Genomic DNA, 13,778 nt, shown 5'->3' on the forward strand with positions numbered 1-13,778 from the left:
AAGGACGATTGATCGTGGTACCACCTTAATTCTACTATTGCTAGTAGCACTTCATTAGCGATAACGGGCTTTACCGGATATAGTTACTCTAGTTCACTACATCAACTCCAAGGCTACCTTCAGCAAGTTCATCTCAGATTTTCCACCAACCAATCTGTCTCTTTAAAACTACTTTGCTTACTCTTCCTATTCTTCGTTTTATAAATGATAACACAAAACTACTTTATTGTAAATGATTTCTACTCTGTTAAAATGTATAAAATTCCAATTGTCCCTTTTCCGCAGTGTGTTGAAATGACACACCCCGCGGTTGTCTCCAATAATGCTTTTGGAAGTTTGCCATGATTTTGAATATGTTCTTTCATATAGGCTGCAGATTTATCCGCCAACGAATGTGTAATCATCACATAATCTTTATCTACTTTATCAAATAGTTCGTAATAATCTTCAAGCATTTGATCCAACGCTCTTGTCATTTTACCAACTGACTTTTTATATACATCCAGTTTACCATTATTCACTTGAATGATTGGTTTGATTGATAATACACTGCCTAAGAACATTGATAGTGCGCTACATCTACCACCTTTGTACAAGTACTCCATGGTTTGGATAGCAAACTGACTTCTTACACGTGGAACTAATTTGTCTACTTCGGCTTTTATTTCTGAAGCTGACAATCCTTTATCTCTAAAATCACAGGCTTTAAGAGCTAATAAACCGCCACCAGATGACAAGTTTTGAGTATCGATGATTTGAACTCTGCCTTCATCAAAATTAGATTGAGCGACTAAAGCTGCTTGATAAGTCCCAGATAGTTTTGAACCAATTGTTAACATGACAATGTCATAACCTTGTTCAATGTATGGTTCAAATCTTACGATGAAATCCCCAGGCGAAATCGCACTTGTTTTAGGTAAGTATCCTAGTTCTTCAACTTTTTGATACAATTCTTCTGTTTGAATATCAACACCATCTCTATAGCTTTGCTCACCGAAGTTAACATAAAGCGGGATAAGTTCAATTTGTCTAGATGATAAAAGTTCTTGAGTTAAATCACAGGTTGAATCTGCCATAATGATTACTTTATTCATTTAAATCCTCCTCGAATAGTTCAAGTATTTTGTCAATACCTCGTTTTGTCTCACTTGATGTTTGAATCATCAGTATTTCTGCATTTTCTAAATCTTGTTTAATTTTTAAAAGGTTCTTTGCTTTTTCTGATTGGTTACACTTATCGATTTTTGTAAGGATAACAACCACTTCAAATCCAAATCTTTGCAAGTATTTAAACATTTCAACATCATCTACAGTTGCACCGACCTTCATGTCGACCAAAAGAAAGATTCGTTTCAATGAACTACGCTTTTGAATATACCTTGTAATCATTTTTTGAAATGACTCGATTATGGTGCGACTTCTACGCGCATAACCATAACCAGGGGCGTCCACAATATAAAACGCTTCGTTAACTAAGAAGAAATTAAGCGTTACTGTTTTACCAGGTTCTCTGGATGTTCTAGCTAAGTTTTTTCTGTTTAAAAGTGCGTTGATAAGGGAACTTTTCCCCACATTACTACGCCCCAATAATAAGTATTCTGTCTTTAATGGGTCAGGGTAATGTGTCTCATCTGTGCCACTTTTAATGAATTCAGCTGATTTAATCGTTAACATTGATAATCCTCATTTCTTTAACTATTATACCAAATCGCCTCTCAATATAAAAGGAATATTTCTTATTTGCCCGAATTATCTTCTTAAAAAGAAAAAGTCTGCGTTTTGCAGACTTTAACGTTATAAGAATGCGATTTCAAACACTTCTGAAATGTTCGATACCGGAATAATTTTAATGGCATCTTTGACTTCTACTGGAATGTCTTCAATGTCTTTTTCATTCTCTTTAGGAATGATGATTGTTTTTAATCCACTACGGTGAGCCGCAATAGATTTTTCACGCAATCCACCGATTGGAAGTACATAGCCACGAAGGGTCATTTCACCTGTCATACCAACATCTTTTCTAATCTTTTTATTGGATACTGCAGATAAAATAGCAGTTGTGATTGTGATACCAGCAGACGGTCCATCCTTTGGTGTTGCACCTTCTGGTACGTGAACGTGAATGTCATGTGTGTCAAAGAATTGTGGATCAACTCCAAATTTCTCTGCATTAGATTTCACATAAGATAGAGCTGTAATCGCACTTTCTTTCATAACATCTCCAAGCTTACCAGTTAATGATAATGCGCCTTTTCCTTTAAAGAATGTAACTTCAATTGAAAGGGTATCTCCACCAAACTGTGTGTAAGCTAAGCCAGTTGCAACCCCGATTTGGTCTGTTACATCCGCTAAATTATGAGAGAATCTAGGTTTACCTATGTAGTGCTCTACGTTTTCCATGTTCACATCAATAGTGGTCTTTTTATCCATCAGTATTTCCTTGATACCTTTACGGATTAATGTCCCAATAAAGCGGTTTAATTCACGAACACCAGCTTCTCTTGTGTAGTGTCTAATGATGTAGTATAAAGTATCATTTGTAATAGAGAATTCCTTATCCGTAATACCATGAGCCTTCAATTGTTTTGGAATTAAATGGTTGATTCCAATATTGAACTTTTCATACTCAGTGTAACTCGATAGCTCCACAATTTCCATACGGTCTCTAAGAGGCGCAGGGATATTCTCAAGATAGTTCGCTGTTGTAATGAATAAAACTTGTGATAAGTCATAGTTTTCTTCTAGATAGTGGTCTGAGAATTTAGCATTTTGCTCAGGATCAAGTACTTCTAGCATTGCAGAGGCAGGGTCACCTTTATAATCTGAACTCATTTTATCAATTTCATCGAGTAAGAATACAGGGTTTACAGTCCCAGCTGCTTTCATGCCATTTAAAATACGACCTGGAAGCGCACCAATATAAGTACGTCTATGCCCACGAATCTCTGATTCATCTCTGACACCACCTAGTGATTGTTTAACAAATTTTCTTCCAAGTGCATCTGCAATTGAAATTGCCAAACTTGTTTTACCAACCCCTGGAGGACCCACTAAGCAAAGAATGGTTTGTGGATTACGTCTAGTCTTTATTTTAACGGCTAGATATTCGATGATACGGTCTTTAACCGTTGATAATCCGTAGTGGTTCTTGTCCAGTTTTTCTTGAACCTTGTTAAGATCATTAGAGTCTTTAGAAGATTTCTTCCACGGAAGCGCTACTAAGAAATCTAGATATGTTTTGATAATCCCAGATTCTGCCATAGCTGGTGGCGTGGATGAATATCTTGCCAATTCTTGAAGTGCTTTCTCTTCAATTTCTTTCGGCATTTTTGCTTTAAGAATTTTATCTCTTAATTCATCTACTTCGTCTTCTTTACGTGCTTTATCGCCAAGTTCATTTTGGATAGCGCGCATTTTTTCTCTTAAATAGTACTCTTTTTGAGATTCATCAATTGAGCGTTTAACTTCTTCATTGATGTGTTGTTCAAGTTCAGAGACCATTTTTTGTTTCGCAATATCTTCTAATACGAGTTTTAATCTTTGATTTAGTTTTAATTCTTTGATGTATTTGTATTTGTCTTGTTCGTTACCTTTGAGACCAAAAACAACTGTATCTACTAGTTTTTCAGTTGTTAGTCCAGATTGAACGGTTCTAACAATTTCTTGTGCGTTGTTTAAAACTAGATTTTGATTTGTAATTACATCGTTCATAACCATACGAACGAGTGTCATTTCTTCATCAACATCACCACTGATTGTTTCTGCTTCTTCGTATTCGGCTACAAAGAATGGAGAAGTTAAAAAGTAGTCTTTAACTTTAATTCTTGAAACAATATTAAACTTCGCTTTTAAATTGCCATTTGGTAATTTTAATTTCATCGTGGTTTTGGCCAACACGCCATATTCTTCAATATCAGCAGGAGTTGGATTTTCAATGAGTGGATTCTTTTGAATTAGTATTAATATATAGTTGCCAAAAGAATTTTCTGATTCATCCAAAGCCTTAAATGAGATTGAACGACCAATTTCAGTTCTAAAATCATTGTTAGGAATCGGAACGATGCCCCGTACAACAATAGCGGGTAAGTTTTTGTTTTCCATCGTATCACCTCTTATTTTCTATTATACAAATCAATTCATTTGTATACCAGTATTATACTGTAACTAATCACAATTTGCAATCGAAACACTTGAGTGCCAAATGTGTTTTTTAAATAAAGGACACGCGAGTGTCCTTATACTTATTAAATTGGTAATTCTAAATTAAACTTCTTTAACGCTTGCAGCCAATAAATCGATTGCTTTATTGAATGAAACTTCATTCACGATTGCTGTAACATCTAGTTGAGCTTTAACTTGTTCAACGGTTAATTTATACATATCTGCAATTTCTTGATACTTAGCATTGATTTCTTCTTCAGATGCCGTTAAGTTTTCTTTTTGAGCTACTGCTTCGATTACTAAGCTTGTCAATACTCTGTCTTTAGCTTGTTTAGCCATTTCAGTATTGAATTGTTCCATAGTTAATCCGTTTAATTGGACAAACATTTCAAAATCAATCTTGTATTGTTTAGCTTGGTTTTCTACGTTTGATCTAAGTTGTTTGATTTCTTGTTCGATCATTTCTTCAGGAATGTCTACTGTTGCATTATCGCAAGCAAACTTAACTGCTGATCCAACAATGCGGTCATTTTCTTGAGTTTCTTTTCTAGCTTCAATGGATTTTTTCACATCAGCTTTTAGTTCTTCAACTGTATTGATACCATCACGTTTTAAGTTAGCTACGAATTCATCGTTTAGGGTTTCACCTTTAGCGATCTTGATTTCATGTAATACTACCTTAAATACAGCATCTTTGCCAGCTAAGTTTTCTGCTTGGTATTGATCAGGGAATTTAACGTTAACGTCTCTTGTTTCACCAATCTTCATACCTAACATACCTGTTTCAAAACCAGGAATGAATTGGTTTGAACCGATTACTAGTTCGTAGTTATCAGCTTTACCACCATCAAATGGAACGCCGTCTACTGAACCTTCAAAATCAAAGATTGCAGTGTCGCCTTCTTCAAGAATGTCAGTTTCTTTGGCTTCTAATGAAGCATTTTGGTTTAATAAACCTTGGATTTCTTGGTCTACTTCTTTGTCAGTGGCAACTAAATCTTTAGCTTTAACTTCTACGCCTTTATAGTCGCCTAAAACAACTTCTGGTTTGATTGGGACAATAATTGATAATTCAAAAGATTCGCCTCTTTTGATTGAATTAAAGTCTAAATCTATTTGTGGTTCACCAACAACAACGATTGATTTTTCATCGAAAATGTGTTGATATAAGTGACCAATAACATGGTTTAATGCATCTTCATATAATGATTCTACACCAAATTTTTGTTCGAATATAGTTCTTGGAACTTTGCCTTTTCTAAACCCTTTAACTTCAACATTTTGAACTGCCTTTTCAAATGAATGGTCTAATCCATGTTCGAATTCGTGAGGGGTTACTTCAAATGTAAATTTTGCACGATTGGTTGATATTTTTTCAAATTTCATATAATTTCCTCCTAAGCCTATTTAATTATAGCATAACTACGTTATTTGTAAATGTTTTTACCCTTTTTTTGGAATTTATGGTATTTTGTCTATATCTCATTCAAAAATGATATAATATAATTAGTAAAAAAGATTAACCTGAATCTTTTAAAAAAGGTGTGATTTTATGAAAAAATTCTTTGCTGTCATTCGCAATACATTCATCGTGCTTCTACTTTTATATGTCACAAGTAAATTTGTTGATATTCAAATAGAAGGCGTTAAATTAGATACCATATATGAGACTGCCGCAAAGCAAACTTACAAGTTTTTTGATTCTTTAGTTGATCAAATAAAGAGTGAGCCTGAAGTGACTGATTTCACAATCAGTTATGTCGAAGAAGATACTTATCGATTCGATTTGGTAATCAAATATGTCGATGAAAACGAATTGGTTTCCATTAAAATATCCGACAAGACTTACACGGAATTTAATGTAGTTAAAGACAAGAAAACCATTAAAGTGAGTTTCACGGATGAAATTCAATTTGAACCTAATGTCCCTAACAAAACATTCAATATCCAATCAATAGAGTATATGCGTAATGAAACAGTTAAATCTTTAGAAAGCTCTGTTTCTGGCAATGCATTTAAATCTCTTGATATGGCGATTGTAGAAGAAAAGAAACAAAGTGTTGTCGGCATTCACAGCTGCAATAGAATTGGTTTTAGAACAGAATGTGTGGCTTGGGGTTCCGGTGTTATCTATGATAGTACACAAGAAACCATCGACCCTTTGATTGGTGATGATTACATCGAATATACATACTATATATTAACAAACTATCACGTTGTACACGGTTATTCTATTTTCGATATATACTATGATTCAGCGAGAATGGATACTCAAGCAACCTTAGTGGGTACCTATACAGAAAAAACCGATATCGCAATTGTAAAACTGATTTCAAGAGAAACGTTAGTTGTACTAGATGATGATCAATTTACTACAAAAACTGCAGTCCCAATTTATCTAAATCAAACCGTATTTTCAGTTGGATCACCTGGTGGTGTTCAAAACTTTAACCAATATAAAGTAGGTTTCATAAAAGATCTTGATTATTCAGTATTCCTAAAACCTGACCCCGAAAAGCCAAGTACGTTATGTGCTACTGGTTGTGATTCCTTTTCAACCACAGCCGCTCTAGGCCAAGGCTCCAGTGGTGGCGCGATGTTTGACACTGTTGGTAACCTAATCGGCATTCACTTTGCAGGTGATAAAGATAACCTTGAAAGTTATGAAGTCCATATGGCCACGGTACTAAAAGCGATCGATGAAATTATGGCAACCGAAACTGCTTCTAATGACAATTCCTACATAAATTAAAGCGAATTGAGATTAGACTGACCCCTATTTAGTAGACAAATTAAAAAAACGATGCATGGATTACATCGTTATGAAGCGATAGATAAGAACATCTCTATAATTGAAGTTATGGAGGTGTTTTTCTATGCCAAACAAAGGGTTATTTGTCTTACAGCGAAAACTATCAATTACTGAAAAACAATCAACACTATCGTTACTTAAGTACGACACAAGCTCAAATGATCATTCGTAAAGTTGATGAAGCGACGAAAAATATCCCAATCGCTAGATTAAGAGACCGGATTAGCTATTTAGCTGAACAAATTGGTATAAAGACCCAAGTGATTAATGAAGCTTACACTTCAAAATCATCTTATCTAGACCAAGATGAGTTCGTAAAGGATGATTTTTCTCGTGTTAGAGTTAAAAGAGGGTTATATAAGAGTCAAAAAGGCATCATGATCAATAAACTTAAAACAGCCGTTTTAAGCGTGCAGATCAAAATGCCTCACTAAACACGATTCGAAAAGGTAATCCCGATGCCTTATGGATAGGGACTAAAGGTGTGAACACACCTTAACGTACATATTTGTTTGATATGTAGTCGTTTTAAATAAGACGATTTAGGTCGTTAAAAGGTGATTTATTCACCTCTTTGGTCTTCGACTTTAGTAAGTGTATAACCAACTTCTTCGATGGAAGCTTTTAATGTATCAAAGCTAAGTGCTCTATCCACTTTGATAACTGCTTTATTCTCAGGAAGGCTTACTTCTACTTCGTTAACACCTTCTAATGACTTCAATGCATCAGTCACATGTCTTTTACAATGTTGGCAACTCATGCCTGTGATAAATAATGTTTGGTTCATATGTTTATCCTTTCTTTGGTTGAAACTTTTTTAATCTTAATGCGTTTAGTACAACAGAGACGCTTGAAAAACTCATCGCTGCTCCAGCAAGCATTGGGTTTAACAGTGGGCCATCAAAAAGGTATAGAATACCCATAGCCACTGGAATTCCTAATATGTTATAAATGAATGCCCAAAACAGATTTTCTTTAATGTTTTTGATGGTTTTTTTCGACAACTCGATGGCGATGCTCACATCTCTTAAGTCGCTCTTCATCAATACGATATCTGCAGATTCCATCGCAACATCCGTGCCTGAACCTATGGCAAATCCAACATCGGATTGCGCCAGTGCTACTGCATCATTGATGCCATCTCCAACCATCGCCACATGATGTTTTTCAGATTGAAGTTTCATAACGATTTCGGACTTTTGATCTGGTAATACTTCGGAGTATACATTTTTAATTCCCACAACAGATGCAATTGCTGAAGCGGTTTTTTGATTGTCTCCAGTAAGCATGTAAACCTCTATGTTTTGGGCTTTAAGTTGTTCAATAGCTTGTATGGAAGTTTCCTTAACTGTATCCTGTACGGCGATTAGCCCCGATAAGACTTCATCAATTATCACATACATTACGGTCTTGCCTTTTGAAGATAGTTCATCCGATATGACTTTTAGTTGACCTAGTTTGATCTTTTTATCGAGTAAGATTTTATCATTTCCGATTAAAAGTCTTTTATCATCTATTACTGCCTTGATGCCCTTACCAGGAATATTTTCAAATTGTTCGGTTTTCTTTAATCCAAACCCTTTTTCTTTCGCATAGGATAGGATTGCTTCGCCTAGAGGATGTTCGCTCTGTGATTCAGCACTAGCGACCCATTGTATTAATTGGTCTTCATGATACTGACCGGAGGTTAGAACATCGGTCACTTTAGGTTTGCCATTAGTAATCGTTCCGGTTTTATCTAAAACAACAGCGGTGATTTTATGAGCTTTTTCAAGAGATTCTCCGCTTTTAATAAGGATTCCATATTCTGCACCTTTTCCCGTACCAACCATAATAGCGGTAGGCGTAGCTAATCCAAGGGCACAAGGGCAAGCGATAACCAATACTGCAATCATTGTTTTCATCGAAAACTCAAATGATTCTCCCATAAGCATCCAGAATCCGAATGTGATGATTGCTAGAACTAATACAACAGGAACGAACACTGAAGATATTCTATCTGCAAGTTTTGCAATTGGGGCTTTACTTGTTTGAGCATTTTCGACCAACTTGATGATTTGAGCGAGTGTTGAATCCTTTCCGACCTTGGTCGCTTTATAAAAGATTGACCCATTTTTATTCACACTGGCACCGATTATGACATCTCCTGTTGTTTTTTCAACTGGTATGGATTCTCCAGTTAACATCGACTCATCTACCGAGGTATTTCCTTCGATTACGATGCCATCTACTGGCATCTTCTCTCCGGGTTTAACTTTTATAATATCTCCAGTTTGAACTTCTTCAATTTTAATGACTTGTTCTAAACCATTTACGACTACAGTTGCATTTTTCGGTGCTAAATCCATCATTTTCTTGATTGCTTCTGACGTTTTACCCTTTGATACGGATTCAAAGTATTTACCTAGTAAAATCATCGTGATGATTACAGCTGCAGATTCAAAATATAAATCCGCAGAATGGGTCATACCAAGACCAATTTCAAATAAGGTATATACACCATATAAAAATGCGGCTGATGTTCCTAAAGCAACCAATGAATCCATGTTAGGGTTTCTTAAGACAAGTGTTTTGAATCCAACTGTATAAAACTTATACCCAATGATTACCACTGGTAAGGTTAGAATCAATTGAATTAGCGCAAAATTGAATGGTTCCTCATGTGGCATGATAATCGTTGGCAATGGTAATCCAATCATGTGTCCCATCGATATGTACAATAATGGTAACGTAAATAGTGCTGCTAATATGACTTTTAGTCTAAGGATTTTGATTTCTTGTTCCTTTTTGTGTTGGTGAATATCAGTGGTTTGTTCTTGAATCAACTTATACCCAGCAATAGAGACTTTCTTACTTAAGTCAGATGCGTTAAATTCGTTTGGATCAACCTTAACTACGAGTTTTTCAGTCATTAAGTTGACGTCGGCTTGTATGACTCCATCGGTTTTTTTAGCTGCCCGTTCAACTGCTTTACTACAAGCAGCACAAGTCATACCTTCCACAGTATATGAGAGTTCTTTTTGCATCAAAACCGCTTTATAACCAGCTTTTTTAACACCTATTTCAATATCGTCAACTGAGGTTTTAGAGTCGTCAAAAGTTACTTCCATTTGATTGGTTATAAGATTAACTGAAACAGATTGTACACCCTCGACTTTTTTCGTTTGTCTTTCAACTGCATTTACACAAGATGCACAAGTCATTCCTTCAACTAAGAATGTTTTTTTCTTCATCCGATCACCCTATCTAAAAGAACTTCTATTTCTTTGATTTTTTCTTCTGCATTATTGTTTTCAAAAGATTCCTTCACACAATGGTTCAAATGTTCTGTGATAACTTGTTTTTGAGCTTTCTTCAAAAGCGCCATGGAAGCTTGGATTTGATTAGAAATGTCAATACAGTATCTTTGATCTTCAATCATCTTAATAACAGATTCGATTTGACCTTTTGTGATTTTTAGTGTTTTAAGTGCTTTATTATGTGTCATACGCTCACCTTTCACCCCCCCCACTAGGGGGTACAGTAATATCATACATCAACATTGGATTAAATGCAAGAAAAAAAGCCTATTTAGTAGGATTCTAAATGGCTTTAGTTCATGTTCTTATTGGCTCTAATATATTGTTCTGGCCATTCAATGGTTTCTCGAAGACGACTTGCAAATCTTAATGGGAAGTAAGGATCTCTTAGTGAAAGACGTCCAAAGTAGATTAAGTCTGCTTCGTTGGACTCTAAAACTCCATTTGCCATAATTGGATCTTCAATAAGTCCACCTGCAATGACGATCAATCCTGTTTCTTTTTTAATCTTTTTAGCAAAACTTAATTGATAGCCCGGATAATCATCTATCTTAAATGGTACAAGTCCACCCGAGGAGACATGAACAATGTCGATGGAACCTCTTGGTAAAGTCTTGATGATATCTGCCCATTCTTGAGGATGAATGCCCTCTTTAACGTAATCTTCAGCGCTAATTCTAAGCGAAATAGGCTTATCTTGTGGCCACTCTGAGCGAACCGCGTCAATGACTTCTTGTAGGAAACGACTTCTATTATGCATAGACCCACCATAGGCGTCAGTTCTAGTATTGGATAATGGTGAAATGAACTCGTGAATTAAGTAGCCATGAGCTGCATGAATTTCTAATACATCAAAATTGGCCTCATTTGCACGTCGTGCAGCGTTCTTATAGGATTCAATAATATCTTTAATTTCGTCGACGGTAAGTGCTTTTGGCTCTTCATACTCCCCAAATGCAATCGCGCTTGGGGCTTTTTTAACAAGTGCAGCCTTGGATTTTCTGCCTGCATGATTGATTTGAATGCCCGCATAGGCATTGTGAGCATGAATTTGCTTAGTAATCCATCGTAAACCTTTAACGTGATCTTCTTCCCAAATACCTAAGTCGTTACTGGTGATTCTGCCATCCGGTTCGATGCCCGTGGACTCAACGAAAATCAACCCAATTTGTCCAATGGCTCTTGTGGCGTAGTGAACAACATGAAAGTCAGTTGCCATTCCCGTATCATCACTGCTATACATGCACATGGGAGGCATTACGATGCGATTTTTTAGTTTTAAGTCCTTAATTGTAAGGGGTGTAAACACATTTATCATAAGCTATTCTCACTCTTTTCTATAGGAGCTTGATTACCTTCATCCAATCTATTTTTGATCTTTTGCATACGGATGTCTGTATCAGCAATAACCTCTGCACATTGTTTCAACTCTTCTTTTAGCGCTGGTAATATATCTAAGTCTTTTTTATATTTCATATCATGTTCAAGACTTGCCCAAAAGTCCATCGCAATCGTTCTAATTTGCACTTCTACACGAAGTTTTCGCTTAGAATCGCTAAAATAGACCGGTATTTCAATGGTCAAGTGCAAGCTTCTGTAGCCGTTGGGCTTTGGTTTTTTGATATAATCTTTGATTTGAACAAGTGTGACATCATCTTGTCTAACAAACATGTTGGCAATCTCGTATATATCGTCTACGTAAGTACATACAATACGTACACCGGCGATATCATTAATTTGCTTAAGGTTATCAAGTGTCTTATCTAGCCCGTATCTACTCAATTTATCCAAAATGCTTTGGCTTTTTTTAATTCTTACTTTAATAAACTCAATCGGATTTCGGCTGTGTCTTAAGTTTAACTCGTCATTTAAGATTTCGAATTTCGTCTGAACTTCTCTCATTGCTGCGTAATATGCCATCATGAGTTTTTTATATTCATCTTTACTATCTTGAAATTCGACAGGGGGTTGAATAGACATTTCTGTAAACAGGTTTTTTTCAAATTCTGCTGACATTGCTAGTACCTCGCCTTCCTCTATCTATATTATAACAAAGAAACATACATTTATAAATAAATGTGGTTCGAAAATTCTTTTACGATGTATAATGATTATAAGGAGGTAGTACTATGAAAATTGAAATAATGAAAGACGGTCCTTACAAAGTTATTGGTAGAATTCCATTAACTGAAAAGAAACTTACTGTTGTAGATGGTAAGACTGAAGTGGTAAAGATTAAGGATTATCCTAATGCTGAAACGACATATTTATGCCGTTGTGGAAAGAGTAAAAATGCTCCATACTGCGATGGAACACACAAAACCTTTTTTGATGGAACCCTTCAAGCACCATATGGAAAGCAAACAGACCATATGATAAATGATCCAGAAATCGCAGTAATGCAAAATGAAATTAAAGGTGTTTCTGGTCCACTTTCAGTTAGTGGAGATGTCAAGGTTTATGATGGTGATACCCATTATGAACAAAAACCGAAAGTATCGTTGTGTCGCTGTGGCGCATCCAAAAATAAGCCATTTTGCGACGGTACACACCAAGCAATCGGATATAATGATAAATAAGATAAAAGCCTCAACAAGGATGACTTGTTGAGGCATTTTTTATGCTATGAATTTAAGAATTTCTAGTGCTAATTCATCTGGTTTGTCTACTAATGGTGAATGACCACAGTCTTCAAACTTGACATATTTCGCATGCGGGATAGCTTTAAGGTTATCTAATACCATGTATTCAGGAACTGTCTTATCTAGATTCCCCCAAAACATCAATACATCCGTATGAATGTTATTAATCGTATTGTCACCTTTTGTGTACAAGTTATTCATATCAGACATGTTTAGACAAGCTAAAGCATAGTCAGCATCTACCAAGCAACGTTGTTTTAATGTCTCCGAGATGTATAATTTAGCATCTTCTGGACTTGGTTTTTGATTTGAATAAATTGTCAAATCATAGATATACGACATGAAAAATGCATTTTCAGTAGCTAAAGCTTCTAATATGGGTTTGACTTGGATTGGATCCTTTGCCATATCTTCTTTCGAATGATAACCTTCAGTCAGAATTGGTGCGTTGTTTTGATCCTTTTTAAAGATTGGATACCCTTTATGAGTCGTTGAGTTAATGAGTACTAACTTTTCTGTTGATTTTGGATATCGTGCTGCAAATTCCATTGCAACTCCACCACCAAGAGACCAACCAACTAAAACTGCTTTATCTATTTTCAACTCTGACAATAGAAGTTGAAGATCTGTCGCAAGTTCTTTCAAACTGTTGAATGGGTTTTGATAGCTTGTATCGCCAAAACCTCTTAAATCTGGTGCTATTACACGAATAGAGTCCGGAAAACGTTCGAATAAAGGCTTGTAATACACTGAAGATGATAAATTTCCATGAATCAAGAGAACTGTTTTGTCGCCCATGCCTTGTTCTAAATAAGCATAAGTCTCTCCGTTTTTCAAAGTGAGTCGTTTCTTTTCCACTATAAA

Annotated in this window: 13 protein-coding genes and 1 other annotated feature (1 of these 14 only partly in view); of the genes, 3 read left to right on the plus strand and 10 right to left on the minus strand. The window is 35.7% G+C overall.

Going from position 1 to position 13,778, the window contains the following annotated elements; all coding sequences use genetic code 11:
- Window positions 1-203, minus strand: a binding site (T-box leader) (it extends 3 nt beyond the left edge of the window).
- A gap of 36 nt (window positions 204-239) precedes the next feature.
- The 4 genes from JN09_RS03090 to tig all read right to left on the minus strand — a co-directional run bounded on the left by JN09_RS03090 (window position 240) and on the right by tig (window position 5,547).
- Entirely contained in the window at window positions 240-1,094 is an 855-nt protein-coding gene (locus JN09_RS03090) for a DegV family protein (RefSeq protein WP_204432543.1), read from the minus strand.
- Complete coding sequence (yihA, locus tag JN09_RS03095; RefSeq protein WP_204432545.1) at window positions 1,087-1,674, minus strand: ribosome biogenesis GTP-binding protein YihA/YsxC; 588 nt, start codon at window positions 1,672-1,674, stop codon at window positions 1,087-1,089. Before yihA ends, JN09_RS03090 begins: the two co-directional genes overlap by 8 nt.
- Window positions 1,675-1,794: 120 nt before the next feature.
- On the minus strand, window positions 1,795-4,101 hold the full coding sequence (lon, locus tag JN09_RS03100) for an endopeptidase La (protein WP_204432547.1): 2,307 nt from the start codon (window positions 4,099-4,101) through the stop codon (window positions 1,795-1,797).
- A gap of 162 nt (window positions 4,102-4,263) precedes the next feature.
- On the minus strand, window positions 4,264-5,547 hold the full coding sequence (tig, locus tag JN09_RS03105; protein WP_204432549.1) for a trigger factor: 1,284 nt from the start codon (window positions 5,545-5,547) through the stop codon (window positions 4,264-4,266).
- Window positions 5,548-5,713: 166 nt separating this feature from the next.
- Here tig and JN09_RS03110 point away from each other — a divergent pair, with 166 nt between their 5' ends.
- Both JN09_RS03110 and JN09_RS03115 read left to right on the plus strand, forming a co-directional pair.
- The gene (locus JN09_RS03110) at window positions 5,714-6,913 is read left to right on the plus strand and encodes a S1 family peptidase (protein WP_204432551.1); all 1,200 of its coding nucleotides are present in this window, start codon (window positions 5,714-5,716) and stop codon (window positions 6,911-6,913) included.
- A gap of 143 nt (window positions 6,914-7,056) precedes the next feature.
- Entirely contained in the window at window positions 7,057-7,407 is a 351-nt protein-coding gene (locus tag JN09_RS03115; protein WP_204432554.1) for a hypothetical protein, read from the plus strand.
- 128 nt (window positions 7,408-7,535) lie between these two features.
- Here JN09_RS03115 and JN09_RS03120 read toward each other — a convergent pair whose 3' ends face one another.
- The 5 genes from JN09_RS03120 to JN09_RS03140 all read right to left on the minus strand — a co-directional run bounded on the left by JN09_RS03120 (window position 7,536) and on the right by JN09_RS03140 (window position 12,288).
- The gene (locus JN09_RS03120; RefSeq protein ID WP_204432561.1) at window positions 7,536-7,760 is read right to left on the minus strand and encodes a heavy-metal-associated domain-containing protein; all 225 of its coding nucleotides are present in this window, start codon (window positions 7,758-7,760) and stop codon (window positions 7,536-7,538) included.
- A 4-nt stretch (window positions 7,761-7,764) separates the two neighbouring features.
- Window positions 7,765-10,206 (minus strand): heavy metal translocating P-type ATPase, encoded by a 2,442-nt coding sequence (locus JN09_RS03125; RefSeq protein ID WP_204432566.1) that lies wholly within the window; start codon window positions 10,204-10,206, stop codon window positions 7,765-7,767.
- The gene (locus JN09_RS03130) at window positions 10,203-10,460 is read right to left on the minus strand and encodes a metal-sensing transcriptional repressor (protein ID WP_204432573.1); all 258 of its coding nucleotides are present in this window, start codon (window positions 10,458-10,460) and stop codon (window positions 10,203-10,205) included. Before JN09_RS03130 ends, JN09_RS03125 begins: the two co-directional genes overlap by 4 nt.
- Window positions 10,461-10,564: 104 nt before the next feature.
- Window positions 10,565-11,590, minus strand: a complete 1,026-nt coding sequence (gene namA / locus JN09_RS03135) for an NADPH dehydrogenase NamA (protein WP_204432574.1) — start codon at window positions 11,588-11,590, stop codon at window positions 10,565-10,567.
- A complete protein-coding gene (locus tag JN09_RS03140; RefSeq protein WP_204432575.1) occupies window positions 11,587-12,288 on the minus strand; it encodes a GTP pyrophosphokinase in 702 nt (233 codons plus the stop codon). The genes namA and JN09_RS03140 overlap by 4 nt, the downstream gene beginning before the upstream one ends.
- Window positions 12,289-12,401: 113 nt before the next feature.
- On the opposite strand from JN09_RS03140, the gene JN09_RS03145 reads away from it, so the two are divergent.
- Entirely contained in the window at window positions 12,402-12,851 is a 450-nt protein-coding gene (locus tag JN09_RS03145) for a CDGSH iron-sulfur domain-containing protein (protein WP_204432577.1), read from the plus strand.
- A gap of 39 nt (window positions 12,852-12,890) precedes the next feature.
- Here JN09_RS03145 and phaZ read toward each other — a convergent pair whose 3' ends face one another.
- Window positions 12,891-13,772, minus strand: a complete 882-nt coding sequence (phaZ, locus tag JN09_RS03150; protein ID WP_204432579.1) for an intracellular short-chain-length polyhydroxyalkanoate depolymerase — start codon at window positions 13,770-13,772, stop codon at window positions 12,891-12,893.
- Between the last annotated feature and the right edge of the window lie 6 nt (window positions 13,773-13,778).

The sequence above is a fragment of the Paracholeplasma morum genome (assembly GCF_016907055.1).
Taxonomy (GTDB): domain Bacteria; phylum Bacillota_I; class Bacilli_A; order Acholeplasmatales; family UBA5453; genus Paracholeplasma; species Paracholeplasma morum.

Excerpts from the sequence above, each read along its gene's own strand:
- lon (WP_204432547.1), bottom strand. The coding sequence starts at position 4,101 with ATGGAAAACAAAAACTTACCCGCTATTGTTGTACGGGGCATCGTTCCG.
- JN09_RS03120 (WP_204432561.1), bottom strand. The coding sequence starts at position 7,760 with ATGAACCAAACATTATTTATCACAGGCATGAGTTGCCAACATTGTAAA.
- JN09_RS03110 (WP_204432551.1), top strand. The coding sequence starts at position 5,714 with ATGAAAAAATTCTTTGCTGTCATTCGCAATACATTCATCGTGCTTCTA.
- yihA (WP_204432545.1), bottom strand. The coding sequence starts at position 1,674 with ATGTTAACGATTAAATCAGCTGAATTCATTAAAAGTGGCACAGATGAG.
- JN09_RS03125 (WP_204432566.1), bottom strand. The coding sequence starts at position 10,206 with ATGAAGAAAAAAACATTCTTAGTTGAAGGAATGACTTGTGCATCTTGT.
- tig (WP_204432549.1), bottom strand. The coding sequence starts at position 5,547 with ATGAAATTTGAAAAAATATCAACCAATCGTGCAAAATTTACATTTGAA.
- JN09_RS03090 (WP_204432543.1), bottom strand. The coding sequence starts at position 1,094 with ATGAATAAAGTAATCATTATGGCAGATTCAACCTGTGATTTAACTCAA.
- JN09_RS03140 (WP_204432575.1), bottom strand. The coding sequence starts at position 12,288 with ATGTCAGCAGAATTTGAAAAAAACCTGTTTACAGAAATGTCTATTCAA.
- JN09_RS03130 (WP_204432573.1), bottom strand. The coding sequence starts at position 10,460 with ATGACACATAATAAAGCACTTAAAACACTAAAAATCACAAAAGGTCAA.
- namA (WP_204432574.1), bottom strand. The coding sequence starts at position 11,590 with ATGATAAATGTGTTTACACCCCTTACAATTAAGGACTTAAAACTAAAA.
- JN09_RS03145 (WP_204432577.1), top strand. The coding sequence starts at position 12,402 with ATGAAAATTGAAATAATGAAAGACGGTCCTTACAAAGTTATTGGTAGA.